The sequence below is a fragment of the Spirillospora sp. CA-128828 genome (assembly GCF_050945415.1).
Lineage (GTDB): Bacteria > Actinomycetota > Actinomycetes > Streptosporangiales > Streptosporangiaceae > Spirillospora.
The window spans coordinates 2,242,589-2,256,743 of record NZ_CP191986.1 but is presented as its reverse complement, the minus strand read 5'-3'; the positions used below and the strand labels follow the sequence as shown (position 1 = coordinate 2,256,743).

Sequence of the window (14,155 nt, the reverse complement as noted above, 5' to 3'; positions counted from 1 at the left end):
TGGTGGTCGGCATCGGTTCCTCACACCGCCACTTCGTCGGGACGCGGGTGCTTCCGCGGGCGGCCGCGGGGCCGCTTGCGCGGGACGATCACTCCGCGGACGAAGAGTTCGCCGCCCCAGACGCCCCAGGGCTCCCGGCGCTCGAGCGCCCCGGCGAGGCACTCCTTGCGGAGCGGGCACTCAAGGCACAGCGCCTTGGCGAGTTCGACGTCGGCGGGAGCCTCTGCGAAGAACAGCTCCGGGTCGGTCCGGCACGGAAGCGTGAGGTCCTCCTCGCTCACTGCGAGAGCCCCCTGCATCACAGTCACCCTTGTTCCTCTCGTTGGATCTCAACGGGCGTATCGGTGGGTTGTCTGGGCAAAGAAGAAGGCCGCGGATCCGGTCTGGATCCGCGGCCTGGGGGCTTGCCGGTCGTGGTGCTAAACCGGTCGCCTCCAGGGGTACGGACCCGACACGCCACCCTTGACGGTGACGCCCACGTGGGCCGTGGCCGGAGCCGGGACGCTCATGTCCTCGAGAAGGTGTTCGAAGACACTCCGCCCCTGGTCGTCCTGGATTCGCTGCTCGAAGCGCTGATCGCACGGATTCGTGCCATACCAGTCACGCTGTCGCAGCAGGGACGCCGTGCCTTGGGCGAGGAATTCGCCGGGCATCAGGACGCGGGTCGCCGATGCGCTGGAGATCGAGGCGCCAGGGCACGCGGCGGTCCAGGACGACGCGGATTTGATCAACGTGTTACTCACCGGACTGCACACCACCTTCCTGGCTCCTCGGGCCGGGGCCGGCGGATCCAAGATCCACACCGGTCGGCCGGTTGATTGCTCGCGACGAGCGTACGGGGATTCCGCCGAATCAAGCAAGATATTTTTGACCTGCGGTTTTGTGGGTGAGTTCACCCTCGTCCCGGAGAACCCGCGACGCCTGGCGAGCGTCGAAGCTCACGGGAGCCCCTGCGGAAACGATCATCTCACAGGCGACGGCTCAGCGCCCGTGTCCGGCGTCGGACACCCGGACCAGGCCCTCCTGCATGACGGAGACGACCAGCTCCCCCGCGTGGGTGAACACCTGGCCGCGGGCGAGGCCGCGCGCGCCGCCGGCGAACGGCGTGTCCTGGTAGTACAGCAGCCAGTCGTCGGCGCGGAACGGCCGGTGGAACCACATCGCGTGGTCGAGGCTGGCGCCCATCGTCCGCTTGTCGCCCCAGGCCAGGCCGTGGTTGAGCAGGACGGTGTCGAGCAGCGTCATGTCCGAGGCGTAGGTCATGAGGCAGACGTGCAGCAGCGGGTCGTCCGGCAGCTCGCCGTCCACTTTCAGCCACACCTTCGACTCGGGGGTGGCGAGGGAGGGGTCCTTGGCGGCCTCCCACGTCAGCGGCGTCGCGTGCCGGATGTCGAACGGGCGGCGGCCGACGAACTCGCGCGCGCCGACCTCCCCGAACAGCGGGGCGAGGCGGGTCTGGCCGTCCGGCAGCGTCTCGGGGCCGGGGGCGTCCGGCATCGGGGCCTGGTGGAACGGGCCGTCCTCGGCGATCTGGAACGACGCCGACAGCGTGAAGATCGCCTTGCCGTGCTGGACGGCGGTGACGCGGCGGGTGGTGAAGGACCGCCCGTCGCGGACCCGGTCGACGGTGTAGACGAGCGGGACGAGGGGGTCGCCGGGCCGGATGAAGTAGGCGTGCAGGGAGTGCACCGGCCGGTTCGCGGGGACGGTGCGCCCGGCGGCGACGAGCGCCTGCCCGGCCACCTGCCCCCCGAAGACGCGCTGCCGCCGCTCCTCGGGGCTGCGGCCGCGGAAGATGTCGTTCTCGATCTGTTCCAGGTCGAGCAGGTCCAGCAGTTCCTTCAGCGATTCCTTCACGGCCGCCAGTCTTCCCTATCGCGCGCAGTGAGCCAGGTCTCACCCCAGCACGCGTCAGTGGCCGCAGAGGGTCAGGACGGCGTCGCCGTAGCGGTCGAGTTTGACCTTTCCGACGCCCGGGATGCGGGCCAGCTCTTCCAGCGATTCGGGGCCGTGCTCGGCGATCGCCTGGAGGGTCGCGTCGGTGAACACCACGTACGCGGGGACCTTCTGCTCGGCGGACACCTGGGCCCGCCAGTCCTTGAGCGCGAGCAGGAGTTCCTCGTTCAGCTCGGAGGGGCAGTCCTCGCAGCGGCCGAGCTTGCGTTCGACGGCGGCGGTCAGCGGGCGCCCGCACACGCGGCACGGCTGCGGGCCCTTGGCGGGACGGCGTTTCGACCGGTCGACGGGGGCGGGCGTGTGCGTGGTGGTCTTGCCGGTCAGGCCGTCCAGGAAGCGGGACGGGCGGCGCATCTGCGCGCCGCCGGGTGAGCGGGACAGCGCCCACGACAGATTGAGGTGGACGCGGGCACGCGTCACCCCCACATAGAGCAGGCGGCGTTCTTCCTCGATCTGTTCGGGTGTCTTGGCGTAGATGATGGGCAGCGTGCCTTCGGCGAGCCCGACGAGGAACACCGCGTCCCATTCCAGGCCCTTGGCGGCGTGCAGCGACGCCAGCGTGACGCCCTCCAGCGGCGGCGCGTGCTGTGCGGCGGCGCGTTCCTCCAGTTCGGCGACGAAGTCGGAAAGGCCGGCCTTCGGGTTGTCGGCGGCCATGTCCTCAGCGAGCTGGGCAAGGGCCGCGAGCGACTCCCAGCGCGCGCGGGCCGCGCCCGCGCCCTCCGGCGGCCGGTCGGCGAACCCGGCTCCGGAGAGCACGTGCCGGACGGTCTGTATCAAGCCCATGCCGTCCGTCTCGGCGTCGCCGCCCGCCCGCGCGGCGCCGCGCAGCCGGACCACGGCCTCGCGCACTTCGGGCCGTTCGAAGAAACGCTCCGCGCCGCGCAGCACGTAGGGGACGCCCGCCGCCGCCAGCGCCGACTCGTACGTCTCGGACTGCGCGTTGATCCGGAACAGGATCGCGATCTCCCGCGCGGGGACGCCCTCCTCGATCAGCTTGCGGGCCCGCCGCGCCGCGTCGTCGGCCTCGGCGACCTCGTCGTCGTACTCGTTGAACAGGGGCTCGGGCCCCTGGTCGCGCTGGGCCACCAGCTCCAGCCGGTGCCGGACGCCCTGGGCCTGCCCGATCACCCCGTTCGCCAGCCGGACGACCTGCGGCGTCGACCGGTAGTCGCGGACGAGCTTGACGACCTTCGCGCCCGGGTGCTCGCGGGTGAAGTCGAGCAGGTGGGACGGGGACGCGCCGGTGAACGAGTAGATCGTCTGGTTGGGGTCGCCGACGACGCACAGGTCGTCGCGGTCGCCGAGCCAGGTGTCGAGCAGCATCTTCTGCAACGGGTTGACGTCCTGGAACTCGTCGACCACGAAGTACCGGTACTGCTCGCGGACCTGGCCCGCGACCTCGCGGTGCTCGGTGAGGACGGCCGCGGTCAGCTCCAGCATCCCCTCGAAGTCGAGCAGGTTGCGTTCCCGTCTGAGCTGCTCGTACATCGCGTAGACGCGGGCCACGTCCACGACCTCGGCGGGCGGCCTCCGGCCCGCCTTGACGACCGCGGCCGGGTAGTCCTCGGGGCGGTTCTGGGTGACCTTCGCCCACTCGATCTCGCCCGCGACGTCGCGCAGCTCCGTCCGGCCGAGCGACAGCCGGCACGCCCGCGCCGCGTCCGCCACCAGGCCGATCTTCGAATCGACGATTTTGGGCGGTTCGCCGCCGACGACGCGCGGCCAGAAGTAGGTCAGCTGCCGCAGCGCCGCCGCGTGGAACGTGCGGGCCTGCACGCCCGGCGCGCCGAGCTGCCGGAGCCGGCTGCGCAGCTCCCCCGCCGCCCGTGTGGTGAACGTCACGGCGAGCACCCGCTGCGGCGTCACGACGCCGGTCAGCGTGGCGTAGGCGATCCGGTGCGTGATGGCCCTGGTCTTCCCCGTCCCGGCGCCGGCCAGCACGCACACCGGCCCCTTCACCGCCTCGGCGACCGCCCGCTGCTCGGGGTCGAGTCCCTCCAGCACCGACTCTGCTGACATCCCCCCATACTCGCAGTCCGTCCCACCCGTCTCAGCCATCCCGCCACCTGTGGACAACTCCGGCCGGGAACCCGGCCCCCCGATCGCACGGCGGGCGACGCGGAATGAGAAGCCGGTGTCTACTGTTCTCGGGAGGGCACGGATCGTCCGAACGAACGAGGGAGACGCGGAAGCGATGGCGACGCCGACGACCGACCGGCCCAAGGGCACGGCCGGCCAGCTCACCATGTACACGACGTCCTGGTGCGGGTTCTGCCGCCGGCTGAAGAGCCAGCTGGCCCGCGACGGCATCGAGATGGTCGAGGTCGACATCGAGCGCGACCCCGAGGCCGCCGAATTCGTCATGAGCGTCAACGGCGGCAACCAGACGGTCCCGACGCTCGTCTTCCCCGACGGCACCGCCGCGACCAACCCCAGCGCCAAGGCGGTCAAGGCGAAGCTCGCCTCACTCGCCTGACCCCGCGCCGAGCCCGGCGTCCCCGAGGGGACGCCGGGCTCGCGCGTGTCAGAACGGGGGCATGCCGGGCAGGTCGCCGCCGTACCAGCGCATGATGAGCTGGGCCGCGATGGACAGCGGACCGGGGGAGACGATCTCCTTCGCCTCGATCGCCGTGCGCAGTTCGTCACGGGTGTACCAGGCCGCGTCCAGGATCTCCTCGGGGTCGGGGCGCAGCGGGACGCCGCCGTCCGTCTTCGCGGTGAAGCCGAGCATGAGGCTCTGCGGCAGCGGCCACGGCTGGCTGCCGAGGTAGCGGACGTCCCGGACGGGCAGCCCGACCTCCTCGTTCACCTCCCGCGCCACGGCCTGTTCGAGGGACTCCCCCGGTTCGACGAACCCGGCGAGGATCGAGCGGCGGTCGGCGGGCCACTGCGGGCCGCGGGCCAGCAGGATCCGGTCGGCCTCGTCGGTCACCAGCATGATCACGGCCGGGTCGACGCGCGGGAAGTGCTGCGATCCGTCCTCGGGGCAGACGCGCACGTGCCCGCCGGACGTCACGCGCGTCTCGGTGCCGCACCGCGAGCAGTACCGGTTGGTCGCGTGCCAGTGCTCCAGCGCCACGATGTGGGTGAGCAGGCCGGAGTCCCGGTCGCCGAGGAGGGCGCCGACGTGGCGGAGCCCGGCCGGCCGTGTCCCCTCGATGGCGGGCAGCGGGCCGGGCGCACCGAAGTAGGCGGTGCCGTCGTCGTCCACTCCGAGGAGCCAGCGGTCGCCGTCCGGCGCCTGTTCCGGCGGGACGAAGACGAGCGCGGGACTGGGCTCGTAGGTGACGAGCGACCGGCCGTCCTGGACGACCAGGACGCGCGTCCCAGGGTCGGCCCAGGCCTCGTCCAGCCAGGCGTCGTCGCGGCGGTTCAGCGCGACGCGGTCGAGCGTTCCACGCGCGAGCGCCAGCCATTCAAGGGGGCCGTCGTTCACTTTCATCCTCTCGTTCAGCGCAGCGCGGTGGCGAGTTCTTCCCACAGGTACGCGGCGGCCTCGGCGCCCTTGAGGAGCAGCGGGATCTCGACCTTCTCGTTGGGGGCGTGGATGCGGTCGCCGTCGAGCCCGACCGCCACGAAGATCAGCGGCGCCTCCAGGATGTCGGCGATGTCGGCCTCGGGGCCGCTGCCGCCTTCGCGGGTGAACAGCACGTCGGTGCCGAACGCCCGCTCCATGGCGCGCCGCGCGGCCTTGACGCCGGGCGAGTCGATCGGGGAGAAACAGGGCCGGACGCCGCCGCCCGGGACGCGGACCTCGGCCTCGACGCCGACCGGGACGCGCTCGGCGACCCATGCCCTGAACTGCTCCTGGACCTTGCGGGGGTCCTGGCCGGCGACGAGCCGGAACGAGATCTTGGCGTGCGCCTCGCGGGGGACGATCGTCTTGCCGCCCGGTCCGGTGTGCCCGCCCCACATGCCGTTGATCTCGGCGGTCGGCCGGGCCCAGACGCGTTCGAGGGTCGTGTAGCCCTTCTCTCCGTGCGGGGCGCGGCTGTTCCCGGCGGTGCGCAGCCACTCGTCCTCGTCGAACGGGAGGCGCGCGAACAGGGCCCGCTCCTCGTCCGTCAGCGGGACGACGTCGTCGTAGAAGCCGGGGAGGGTGACGCGCCCGTCGGCGTCGTGCAGGGAGGCGAGCAGGGCGGCCATCGCCTGCAACGGGTTCGCGACGGCACCGCCGAACGAGCCGGAATGCAGGTCGCCGTCCGGGCCGCGCAGGGTGACCTCGGCCTCGGCGAGCCCGCGCATGCCGGTGCACATGGACGGGACGTCGGCCGCCCACATGGTGGTGTCGCTGATGACGACGGCGTCGCAGCCGAGCCGGTCGCGGCGGCTGCGGAGCAGGTCGGCGAAGTGCACCGACCCCGACTCCTCCTCGCCCTCGACGAGCAGCCTGATGGTGACGGGCGGGGCCTGCCGCCCGGACGCGGCGAGCAGCGCGCGGATCCCGAGGGTGTGGAAGAAGATCTGGCCCTTGTCGTCGGACGTGCCGCGCCCGATGAGCCGGTCGCCCTTCTCGACGGGCTTGAACGGCTCGGTCTCCCACTCGTCCAGCGGCTCCACCGGCTGGACGTCGTGGTGGCCGTAGATGAGGACCGTGGGGGCGTCCGGGTCCTCGGAGGGCCATTCGGCGAAGACGGCCGGCAGTCCCGCCGTCTCCCAGACCTCGACGGTGGGGAAGCCCTGCCCGCGCAGGTACTCGGCGAGCCACCCGGCCGACCTGTGCACGTCGGCGGTGTGCGCCGGGTCCCCGGAGATGGACGGGATCGCCAGCCACTCCTTGAGGTCGGCGACGAACCGGTCGCGGTCCGCCTGGATGTAGGCGACTACGTCGTTCACCTGCATGCCCCTTCGCATGTCGTACTGTCGGGCTGAGTCTCTTCCATCCGGGTTCTCCGGACGCCCCCCGCAACGCGCCGGGTTTCGCGAGACAAGAAACTCACAGTAAGGGATCCCGTTGCCTGGTTCCTGGGAGTGGCCTTGATCCTCATCGATCCGCCGCTGTGGCCCGCGCGGGGACGCGTGTGGTCGCACATGGTCAGCGACGTGTCATACGAGGAGCTGCACGCGTTCGCGGCGTCGCTGGGAATGCCCGCGCGGGCGTTCGAGCGCGACCACTACGACGTCCCGTCCGAGTTGTATGAGGCGGCGTTGCTGCAGGGGGCCGAGGCGGTGGGCTGCCAGGAACTGCTTCTGCGGCTGACCAAGGCGGGTCTGCGCCGCCGCAAGGTCTACCGGCCTCGCGGCTAGGGCGGCCTTCCCTCATTCCAAGATCATCGACTGCATGTCGCCACGTCCACCACCTCTGTGGTCAGTACAGCTACGCGTTGAGGAGCAGCAGTTCCGTCCGGATGTTGTTGCGTGCACGTTCCTCGAACCGGTCGTGCGCAATGGACGTGTGGAAGAGCTTGGGCAGCGCCAGGAGGCCGTTGAGCACTTCGGCCCGTCCCGCTTGGAAGAACTCGTCCGGGACGAACGCGTACTCCTCACGGACGGCGGCCGCGTAGGCGGCGTACTGGCCGGGTTCCGCGCCGAGGATCGCGAGGTCGGCGTCGCAGAGGACCTGACCGTTCCGGTCGTCCTCGTCCGGCGCGTGCGTCGTGGTCAGTTCGACGAGCCGGACGACCTGCTCGACGTCCGCCTCCGGGAGGTCCGTGTCGGCGAGCATGCGTGCGGCCAGGCGAGCGCTGCGTTCCTCGTTGTCGGCGCGTTCCGGGTCGTAGACGGCGTCGTGGAACCAGGCGGCCAGCCGGACGACGTCCGGGTCGTCGGCGTGCCCTGCCAGTTCGTCCACGAGGTCGAGGACGGCGGTGAGGTGCTCGCGCGTGTGGTAGCGGCGGTGGGTCTCCCCGTAGCGCTCGTTGAGTTCCGTCCCGATGTGCCGGGTGTGCTTTCCCGCGAGCGCAGTCCACCGGTCGACGAGATCCATGGGCTCATTCTCTCGGATCGGGGCGTCGGTGACGAAGCCGCCGGGGAGGCGGCCCGGGACACGCGATGGCATCGTTCTTGCATGGGGCCCGTGCCCCCGCCACTATGCTGATCACTGCGAATTAGGCAAGGCTTACCTCACTCGCCGCCTGTTCGCCCTCTCGCATTTCCCGCTCACTCGTTGGCCGACTGGAAGGGCCGCTCGTGGCCGCCTCTCTGTACCTGGTCGCCGGGAAGGCCACCGACTCGGTGACCCACGGGTTCCTGCCCGCCGCGGCGCGCCTGGGTCTCGACGTAACGCTCCTGACGGACCGTGCGGAGGCGCATGAGTTCGACGGGCCGGTCGTCGAATGCGACGTCTCCGACTACCGGGAGATCGTCGCCCGCATCGACGGGGAGCCCGCGGCGGTCCTCTCCAACAGCGACTTCCTGCAAGCGCCCGCCGCGCTCGCGGCCGCCTACTTCGGGCTGCCGTCCAAGGACTGGCGCGCGGCGACGCGCGCGAAGAACAAGGCGCTCATGCGGCGGCACCTCGCGTCCATGGACCCGGTCTTCTCGGCGGACGCCGGCCGGGTGCCACCTGACGCGCCGTATCCGCTCGTCGTGAAGCCGCGCGAGGGTGTCGCAAGCGAGGACGTGTTCCTTGTCCGGGACGCTCTGGAACTCGCCACGCGCGTAAAGGAGATCGCAGCGCGCCGCAACGATCCCCTTGTGGCCGAGGAGTATCTGCCGGGCCGCCTCCACACGCTGGAAACGCTGGGCGATGGGCGAGAGCTACGGGTGCTGGGCTCGTTCAGCACGACGCTGTCCCCGCCGCCCTTCTTCGTCGAAGAGCGCCTTGAGTGGACGGCCCCTCCACCAGAGACGCCTCAGGTCCTGCGCCAGTTGGAAGCGCTGGGCATCGGATTCGGGGCGTGTCACACCGAGTTCGTCGTCCACGAGGGTCGCGCCCGCATCATCGAGGTCAACTACCGGCTCATCGGCGACCACTGTGACTTCCTCCTGGCCGACCTGCTTGGCATACCCCTCTTCGAGCAGATTCTGCGGGTCCATCTTGGGGAGAGCCTGCCTGGCTGGACGATTCCTCAGCCGCGTCATGCCGTCGCCGAGCCGGTCATAGCCGACCGCTCCGGCACGCTCACCGCCGCACCCGGGCCGCTGCAAATGGAGGACGGCCATGTCCGGCTCTCCTACCGACCTCAGCGCACAGTCGGCGACACCGTGGCCGTCACCCGCACCAACCGCGATTACCTGGGCACCGTTCGCGCCATTGGTCCCGGCCAGGAGGAGATCAACGCCGCGCTGACCCGGTTCCGCGCGGCCCACAACTGGACGATCACGTGACCGCTGACAGCACCGCGCTGACCCGGTTCCGGGCGGCCCACAACTGGACGATCACGTGACCGCTGACGACGTCGAAGGCCCGCTCGCGGCCGGCGTCCTGGACGCGCTTCTACGCGAGGACTACGCGGGTCTGAGGCGCTTCATCACGGACCGGACCCTGAAGCTTCCCGGCCGTCGTGTGCGCCTCGCCGAGGCGCGCCCGGCCTTTCTCTCCGAACTCGTCGTGGCTCCTGAGGAGCGGTTAAGGCTGAGCGACGTCTTCCACGCCGTCCGCATGGTGGCGGATCCTCGCGACGACACGGCCGCCTTCGAACGCGAATGCCTGGACGCGCTGGCGACGGCCAAGCTCCACGACGACGCGCGCCCGGCCGTGCACCGGCGGCTCGGACGGCTCCCGGACGAGCTGCGGACGGGCCCTGGCACGTTCTACGAGACGCTGGCGGCCTACAACGACCATCCGGTACACCCGACCGGCCGGAGCCGTGCCGGGCTGTCCATGACCGATCTGAGCCGCTACGCGCCGGAGTTCGCCCCGTCGTTCCCGCTGCGCTGGGCTTCGGTACGCCACGCGACCCTCGCCGGGACGCTTCCCGGTTGGTGGCCGACCCCGGCCGACGTGGGCCTGGCCTCGGCCGACGCGCTTTTCCCCGTCCATCCGCTCGCGGTGCGGCAGGTTCGTGCCCGGCCTGGCGTGGTCCTCGCATCCGGCCCGTACCTTCAGGTCACACCCACGCTGTCGATGCGGACCGTGGCCGCCGCGCCTCTCGGCCACCTGAAGATGCCGCTTCCGACCAGCACTCTCGGCCTCCGCAACAAGCGCACCATCATGCCGGGCACCCTCCCGGACGGCGCGCTCGTGGAACGCGTCCTGCGCCAGGTCCTTTTACAAGAACCAGTGCTTCCCGTGCTTCTCGCCGACGAACAGACTTATGGGCACGCCGACGACCCGCTTCTCGGTTACATGGTGCGGCGTTTCCCAGCCGACACTGCCCGCGCGCACGTCGTCCCTGTCGCAGCGCTACTTGCCGAGGCCCCGGACAACGGTTACGTGATCGAACGCTGGGACGTCGAAGCCCTCTTCGGCGCGTACCTGTCAGCGTTGTTCTCCTGGAACGTCACACTGTTCCGCTACGGCATCGCGCTAGAGGCTCACCAGCAGAACGTGGCCCTCGTCTTGGACGACTCGCCACTTCGCCTGCTCATCAAAGACAACGATGGCGCGATGATCGACCCGTCCCGGCTCCGCGAACGTCTCGCCCCGTCCCCCGGCACGGACCCGCGCGACCTCATCGACCGCCGGATGACGACCTCCGACCCCGAAACGCTCGCCCGTGTCTTCGTCACCATCACGCTGCACCTGTGCGCGGCCGCGCCCGCACTGGGCCTGGCCGAGCGTGGCCTGCTCCCGTGGCGCACCGGCCTGCGGATGATCCGGGAGCGGCTCGACGAGGCGCTCGGGCCGGAGGACGCGTTCCTGCGCAGCCGGACACTGGAGGCCGCCACGCTGCCAGGCAAGGCCATGCTCACCGCCGGGACTCTCGTCGACAAGGCGAGGACCGGCGCGGCCGACATCAACAAGCACTACGGCCCACCAGGGCCCAACTACCTACGGGACGCGACGTGCTTCTGACCGAACCCGCCGTCGGCGCCGACGACGCCACCTCCACCGCGCTGCTCAACTGCCTGGTCCGGGAGGTGTGCGCGCCCGAAGAGCAGACGTGGCCGGACGGCGCTCACCTTGTGGTCCGCCTCCCCCGGGCGGGTGTCGTGTTGCGTGCGGGCCTGGCTCGCCCCCCGTCGGGCCCTACCTACCGCCTGTCGCCGCCCTACGAGGAGCGTCGCGGGGACGACTGGATACCCGCTCCGTGGGACAGGCTGGCGAATCTGGTCGCAGGTGAACTGGAACTCGCGACCGGCCGCCCGAACCCCGAATTCCTCACCCAGGTGGACGACAGCCACCGTGCGCTGACCTCCATCATCGCCGGCCGCGCCGAACCCTCGGGCGATCCCTATATCGACTCAGAGCAGTCACTTGTCGCGGGGCACCGTTTCCACCCGTCCCCGAAGGCCCGCCAAGGGTTGCCTGCCGAATGGCTCCGGTACGCACCAGAGACCCGGGCCCGTTTTCGTCCATTGTGGCTGGGCGTCCCGGAGCACCTCATCGCCGAAGAAGGGGACCCGGACGCGTTCGCGGCTCTGGAGGCTCATGGGCCGGCCGCGCCTCGGGGTCGCCGGCTGCTCCCCGTCCATCCTTGGCAGTTCTCCTTGCTGGCGGACAATCCCGTTCTGCGGAAGGCCTTGGCAGACGGCTTGCTGCTCAACCTGGGCGCGTCCGAGACTGACGCGGTCCCCACCTCGTCCGTCCGCACCGCGTATCTGCCGGACGCCGACGTGTTCTGCAAGTTCAGCCTGGACGTGCGCATCACCAACTGCGTCCGCAAGAACGCCTGGTACGAACTGACCGGCGCGATAGCCCTCAATGAGCTACTGCACCCCATCTTCGGAAAGCTGAACTCGACTTTCCTCGCGGAACCCGCTTACCGCAGCCTCACCCTCCCCGACCGCCGCCTGTACGAGGGCCTTGGGGTGATTCTGCGGCAGGGCATCAAGTCTCTACCAGGCACTCCGCTTCTGGCGGGCGCCTTGGCCGACCCCTACAGCGCGTTCCTCGCAGACCTGCCCGCCTTGTCGACCCAGGACGGCGCCCAAGCCTGGTGGGACGCCTACGTAGCCCAAGTTGCGCCGCCCGTACTGAGCGCCTACCTCGACCACGGCATCGTCCTAGAGCCGCACCTTCAGAACGTACTCATCTGCGTGGACGCTGACGGAATGCCGATCCACGCCGCGTTCCGCGACCTGGAAGGCACCAAACTGACCGCAGGACGCTGGGACCTGACGCATCTCCCCGCCCGCGTGACCGATGCCCTCACCTACGGCCCCGAGCGAGGCTGGAACCGAGTCGTCTACTGCCTGCTCGTCAACCACCTCACCGAGATAGCCGCCGCAGTGGCCGACCTCCACCCGTCCCTGGAGGAAACGCTCTGGCGCAGAGCGAGAAAGCATTTCGCCGCCCACGACCACCATCCGCAGGTAAGGGCGTTGCTAGCCGGAGTCCCGCTGCCCGCCAAGGCGAACCTCCGCACCCGCTGGTCCCGGACGGCCGACCGAGGAGCGACCTACGTCCCCGTCCCGAACCCGCTGGCCGCGCCCAGACCGCTATGAACGAATACGCGCTGAACCTCGCCGGCTACCCGGCCTACCTCTACGACCTGCCAGGACTGGAAGCCCACATCCGCGCCGTTCGGGCCACCCTCCCGAACACCGAACTCTTCTACGCCGCCAAGGCCAACCCGGACGCCGAAATCCTCCGGACACTGGCTCCCCACGTGGACGGCATAGAGGTGTCATCCGGCGGCGAACTGGCTCACGTCAGGAAAACTCTGCCCGACATCCGCATCGCCTTCGGCGGCCCAGGCAAAACCCCCGAAGAACTACACCTGGCCGACACACTCAACGTCGACCGCATTCATGTGGAAAGCCCACGCGAACTTTCTCACATAGCCGGACCGGCCAGCGTGCTCCTCCGCGCCAACCTCCCCCTGAACACCCCGAACGCCGCCCTGACCATGAGCGGCCCCTTCGGCATGGATGAGGACGCACTCAACGAATGCGCCCGCCGCATATCGGAGATCCCGCACATCGACCTGCGAGGAGTTCACGCCCACCTGGCCTCCGGCCTGGACGCCCCCGCCATACTGGACCTGGCCGGCCAGATCGCCGATTGGGCGCTCCCCTGGCTGGAGGCCCAAGGCGTCGACGACCCCGAACTGAACATCGGCGGCGGAATGGCCGTCGACTACGCCGACCCCGACGCCCTCTTCGACTGGGCTGACTACGGGCAGAAGCTCCCCGCAAGCCCCACCATCCGCATCGAACCGGGCCGCGCCATAACCGCCTACCACGGCTGGTACGTCACCGACGTCCTAGACGTGAAAACGACCCGAGGCGAGACTTACGTCATCCTCAGAGGCGGCACGCACCACCTGAGAACCCCCGTAACAAAAGGCCACGACCAGCCCTTCAAGGTCCTCACAACAACAGGGCCAGAAAGCCCGGTCACCCTGGTGGGGCAGCTATGCACTCCCAAGGACGTCTTCGCCCGCAACGTCCCCGTCCCGCCCCTGGCCCCCGGCGACATCATCGCCTTCACCATGGCGGGCGCCTACGCGTGGAACATCTCCCACCACGACTTCCTCATGCACCCGAAGCCGAGTTTCCACTACCTCACGGGCGAGGACTGCCATACCAGCGCCAGGACGTAAGGCGCGGACGTCCGGGAAGCTCTCCACGCCCGGTGGCCCACAGCAATGTCGGCCACGGCTCCGTATCGTGCGGCGCGTCCGGAAACAGGCGTCCCAGCACGCGCGCGCAAAGGTCGGCGGGCGGCTTCCAGGGCAGCCCCAGCCCCTCCGCCAGGTCATGGGTGTGGACGACCGTCTCCAGGATTCCCATGGCTGCGAACCCCTCGGCGTCTGCGGCGCCGAAGACATGGTGGGCGCGGACGTCCGGGGAGACGGTGCGGACCATGGCGACCAGCAGCCCGCCGCACGCCTCAAGCACCTGCAGCAGGCCGGCGGGCCCGGCGTCACGGTTCGCATGGATCACGTTCGCGGGACCGCCGGGGCGCCGGCTCTCCCAGACGAACGGCACCTCACCGTCCATGGGCCGCGTCCCCGGCCCCAGCTGAGCGGCGTAGGCGAAGAGGTCGTCGCCGAGGTGCTCGACGGTCTCCCAGCACGTCCATTCGAGTGTCCCGGCCTTGGCGTCCCAGGCGTCGGCGGGGGCCTCGCGCAACGTGGCGACGGCAAGCCGAACGGCCAGGTCGAGATCGTCGGCGGTCACGGCGGCGGTCGGATGCGGCATGACA

Annotated in this window: 14 protein-coding genes; 6 read left to right on the top strand and 8 right to left on the bottom strand. The window is 70.2% G+C overall.

Features of this window, described 5'->3' with window-relative positions; translation table 11 throughout:
- Positions 1–20 precede the first annotated feature (20 nt).
- From ACQPXG_RS11320 to ACQPXG_RS11305, 4 genes are all read right to left on the bottom strand, one after another.
- A complete protein-coding gene (locus ACQPXG_RS11320; protein WP_433469941.1) occupies positions 21–299 on the bottom strand; it encodes a WhiB family transcriptional regulator in 279 nt (92 codons plus the stop codon).
- Positions 300–419: 120 nt separating this feature from the next.
- Complete coding sequence (locus tag ACQPXG_RS11315; RefSeq protein WP_433467603.1) at positions 420–743, bottom strand: hypothetical protein; 324 nt, start codon at positions 741–743, stop codon at positions 420–422.
- Positions 744–981: 238 nt separating this feature from the next.
- Entirely contained in the window at positions 982–1,857 is an 876-nt protein-coding gene (locus tag ACQPXG_RS11310; protein ID WP_433467602.1) for an acyl-CoA thioesterase, read from the bottom strand.
- 54 nt (positions 1,858–1,911) lie between these two features.
- Complete coding sequence (locus tag ACQPXG_RS11305) at positions 1,912–3,978, bottom strand: ATP-dependent DNA helicase UvrD2 (RefSeq protein ID WP_433467601.1); 2,067 nt, start codon at positions 3,976–3,978, stop codon at positions 1,912–1,914.
- A 175-nt stretch (positions 3,979–4,153) separates the two neighbouring features.
- On the opposite strand from ACQPXG_RS11305, the gene ACQPXG_RS11300 reads away from it, so the two are divergent.
- A complete protein-coding gene (locus tag ACQPXG_RS11300; protein WP_433467600.1) occupies positions 4,154–4,435 on the top strand; it encodes a mycoredoxin in 282 nt (93 codons plus the stop codon).
- A 48-nt stretch (positions 4,436–4,483) separates the two neighbouring features.
- On the opposite strand, the gene nudC is transcribed toward ACQPXG_RS11300, so the two are convergent.
- Complete coding sequence (nudC, locus tag ACQPXG_RS11295; protein ID WP_433467599.1) at positions 4,484–5,401, bottom strand: NAD(+) diphosphatase; 918 nt, start codon at positions 5,399–5,401, stop codon at positions 4,484–4,486.
- Between the two features lie 8 nt (positions 5,402–5,409).
- Positions 5,410–6,801, bottom strand: coding sequence for a dipeptidase (locus tag ACQPXG_RS11290; RefSeq protein ID WP_433467598.1), 1,392 nt, complete (start codon positions 6,799–6,801; stop codon positions 5,410–5,412).
- 135 nt (positions 6,802–6,936) lie between these two features.
- On the opposite strand from ACQPXG_RS11290, the gene ACQPXG_RS11285 reads away from it, so the two are divergent.
- Positions 6,937–7,206: a DUF4031 domain-containing protein gene (locus tag ACQPXG_RS11285; RefSeq protein ID WP_433467597.1), complete on the top strand. Its 270-nt coding sequence runs from the start codon at positions 6,937–6,939 to the stop codon at positions 7,204–7,206.
- A gap of 70 nt (positions 7,207–7,276) precedes the next feature.
- Here the strand turns inward: ACQPXG_RS11285 and ACQPXG_RS11280 are convergent, their stop codons facing one another.
- Positions 7,277–7,885 (bottom strand): HD domain-containing protein, encoded by a 609-nt coding sequence (locus tag ACQPXG_RS11280; RefSeq protein ID WP_433467596.1) that lies wholly within the window; start codon positions 7,883–7,885, stop codon positions 7,277–7,279.
- 248 nt (positions 7,886–8,133) lie between these two features.
- Between ACQPXG_RS11280 and ACQPXG_RS11275 the strand changes: the two genes are divergently transcribed.
- The 4 genes from ACQPXG_RS11275 to ACQPXG_RS11260 are packed head-to-tail and all read left to right on the top strand — an operon-like array spanning position 8,134 to position 13,550.
- Positions 8,134–9,228: an ATP-grasp domain-containing protein gene (locus ACQPXG_RS11275; RefSeq protein WP_433467595.1), complete on the top strand. Its 1,095-nt coding sequence runs from the start codon at positions 8,134–8,136 to the stop codon at positions 9,226–9,228.
- Between the two features lie 55 nt (positions 9,229–9,283).
- On the top strand, positions 9,284–10,858 hold the full coding sequence (locus ACQPXG_RS11270; protein ID WP_433467594.1) for an IucA/IucC family protein: 1,575 nt from the start codon (positions 9,284–9,286) through the stop codon (positions 10,856–10,858).
- Entirely contained in the window at positions 10,849–12,450 is a 1,602-nt protein-coding gene (locus tag ACQPXG_RS11265) for an IucA/IucC family protein (RefSeq protein ID WP_433467593.1), read from the top strand. The genes ACQPXG_RS11270 and ACQPXG_RS11265 overlap by 10 nt, the downstream gene beginning before the upstream one ends.
- A complete protein-coding gene (locus ACQPXG_RS11260) occupies positions 12,447–13,550 on the top strand; it encodes a type III PLP-dependent enzyme (protein ID WP_433467592.1) in 1,104 nt (367 codons plus the stop codon). The genes ACQPXG_RS11265 and ACQPXG_RS11260 overlap by 4 nt, the downstream gene beginning before the upstream one ends.
- Here ACQPXG_RS11260 and ACQPXG_RS11255 read toward each other — a convergent pair.
- A complete protein-coding gene (locus tag ACQPXG_RS11255) occupies positions 13,513–14,151 on the bottom strand; it encodes a maleylpyruvate isomerase N-terminal domain-containing protein (RefSeq protein WP_433467591.1) in 639 nt (212 codons plus the stop codon). The two genes, ACQPXG_RS11260 and ACQPXG_RS11255, sit on opposite strands and share 38 nt — an antisense overlap.
- Positions 14,152–14,155 lie beyond the last annotated feature (4 nt).

Bases quoted from the DNA above. Each gene is read 5' to 3' on its own strand.
- ACQPXG_RS11320 (WP_433469941.1), bottom strand. From the start codon at position 299: ATGCAGGGGGCTCTCGCAGTGAGCGAGGAGGACCTCACGCTTCCGTGC.
- ACQPXG_RS11305 (WP_433467601.1), bottom strand. From the start codon at position 3,978: ATGTCAGCAGAGTCGGTGCTGGAGGGACTCGACCCCGAGCAGCGGGCG.
- ACQPXG_RS11300 (WP_433467600.1), top strand. From the start codon at position 4,154: ATGGCGACGCCGACGACCGACCGGCCCAAGGGCACGGCCGGCCAGCTC.
- nudC (WP_433467599.1), bottom strand. From the start codon at position 5,401: ATGAAAGTGAACGACGGCCCCCTTGAATGGCTGGCGCTCGCGCGTGGA.
- ACQPXG_RS11290 (WP_433467598.1), bottom strand. From the start codon at position 6,801: ATGCAGGTGAACGACGTAGTCGCCTACATCCAGGCGGACCGCGACCGG.
- ACQPXG_RS11280 (WP_433467596.1), bottom strand. From the start codon at position 7,885: ATGGATCTCGTCGACCGGTGGACTGCGCTCGCGGGAAAGCACACCCGG.
- ACQPXG_RS11260 (WP_433467592.1), top strand. From the start codon at position 12,447: ATGAACGAATACGCGCTGAACCTCGCCGGCTACCCGGCCTACCTCTAC.
- ACQPXG_RS11255 (WP_433467591.1), bottom strand. From the start codon at position 14,151: ATGCCGCATCCGACCGCCGCCGTGACCGCCGACGATCTCGACCTGGCC.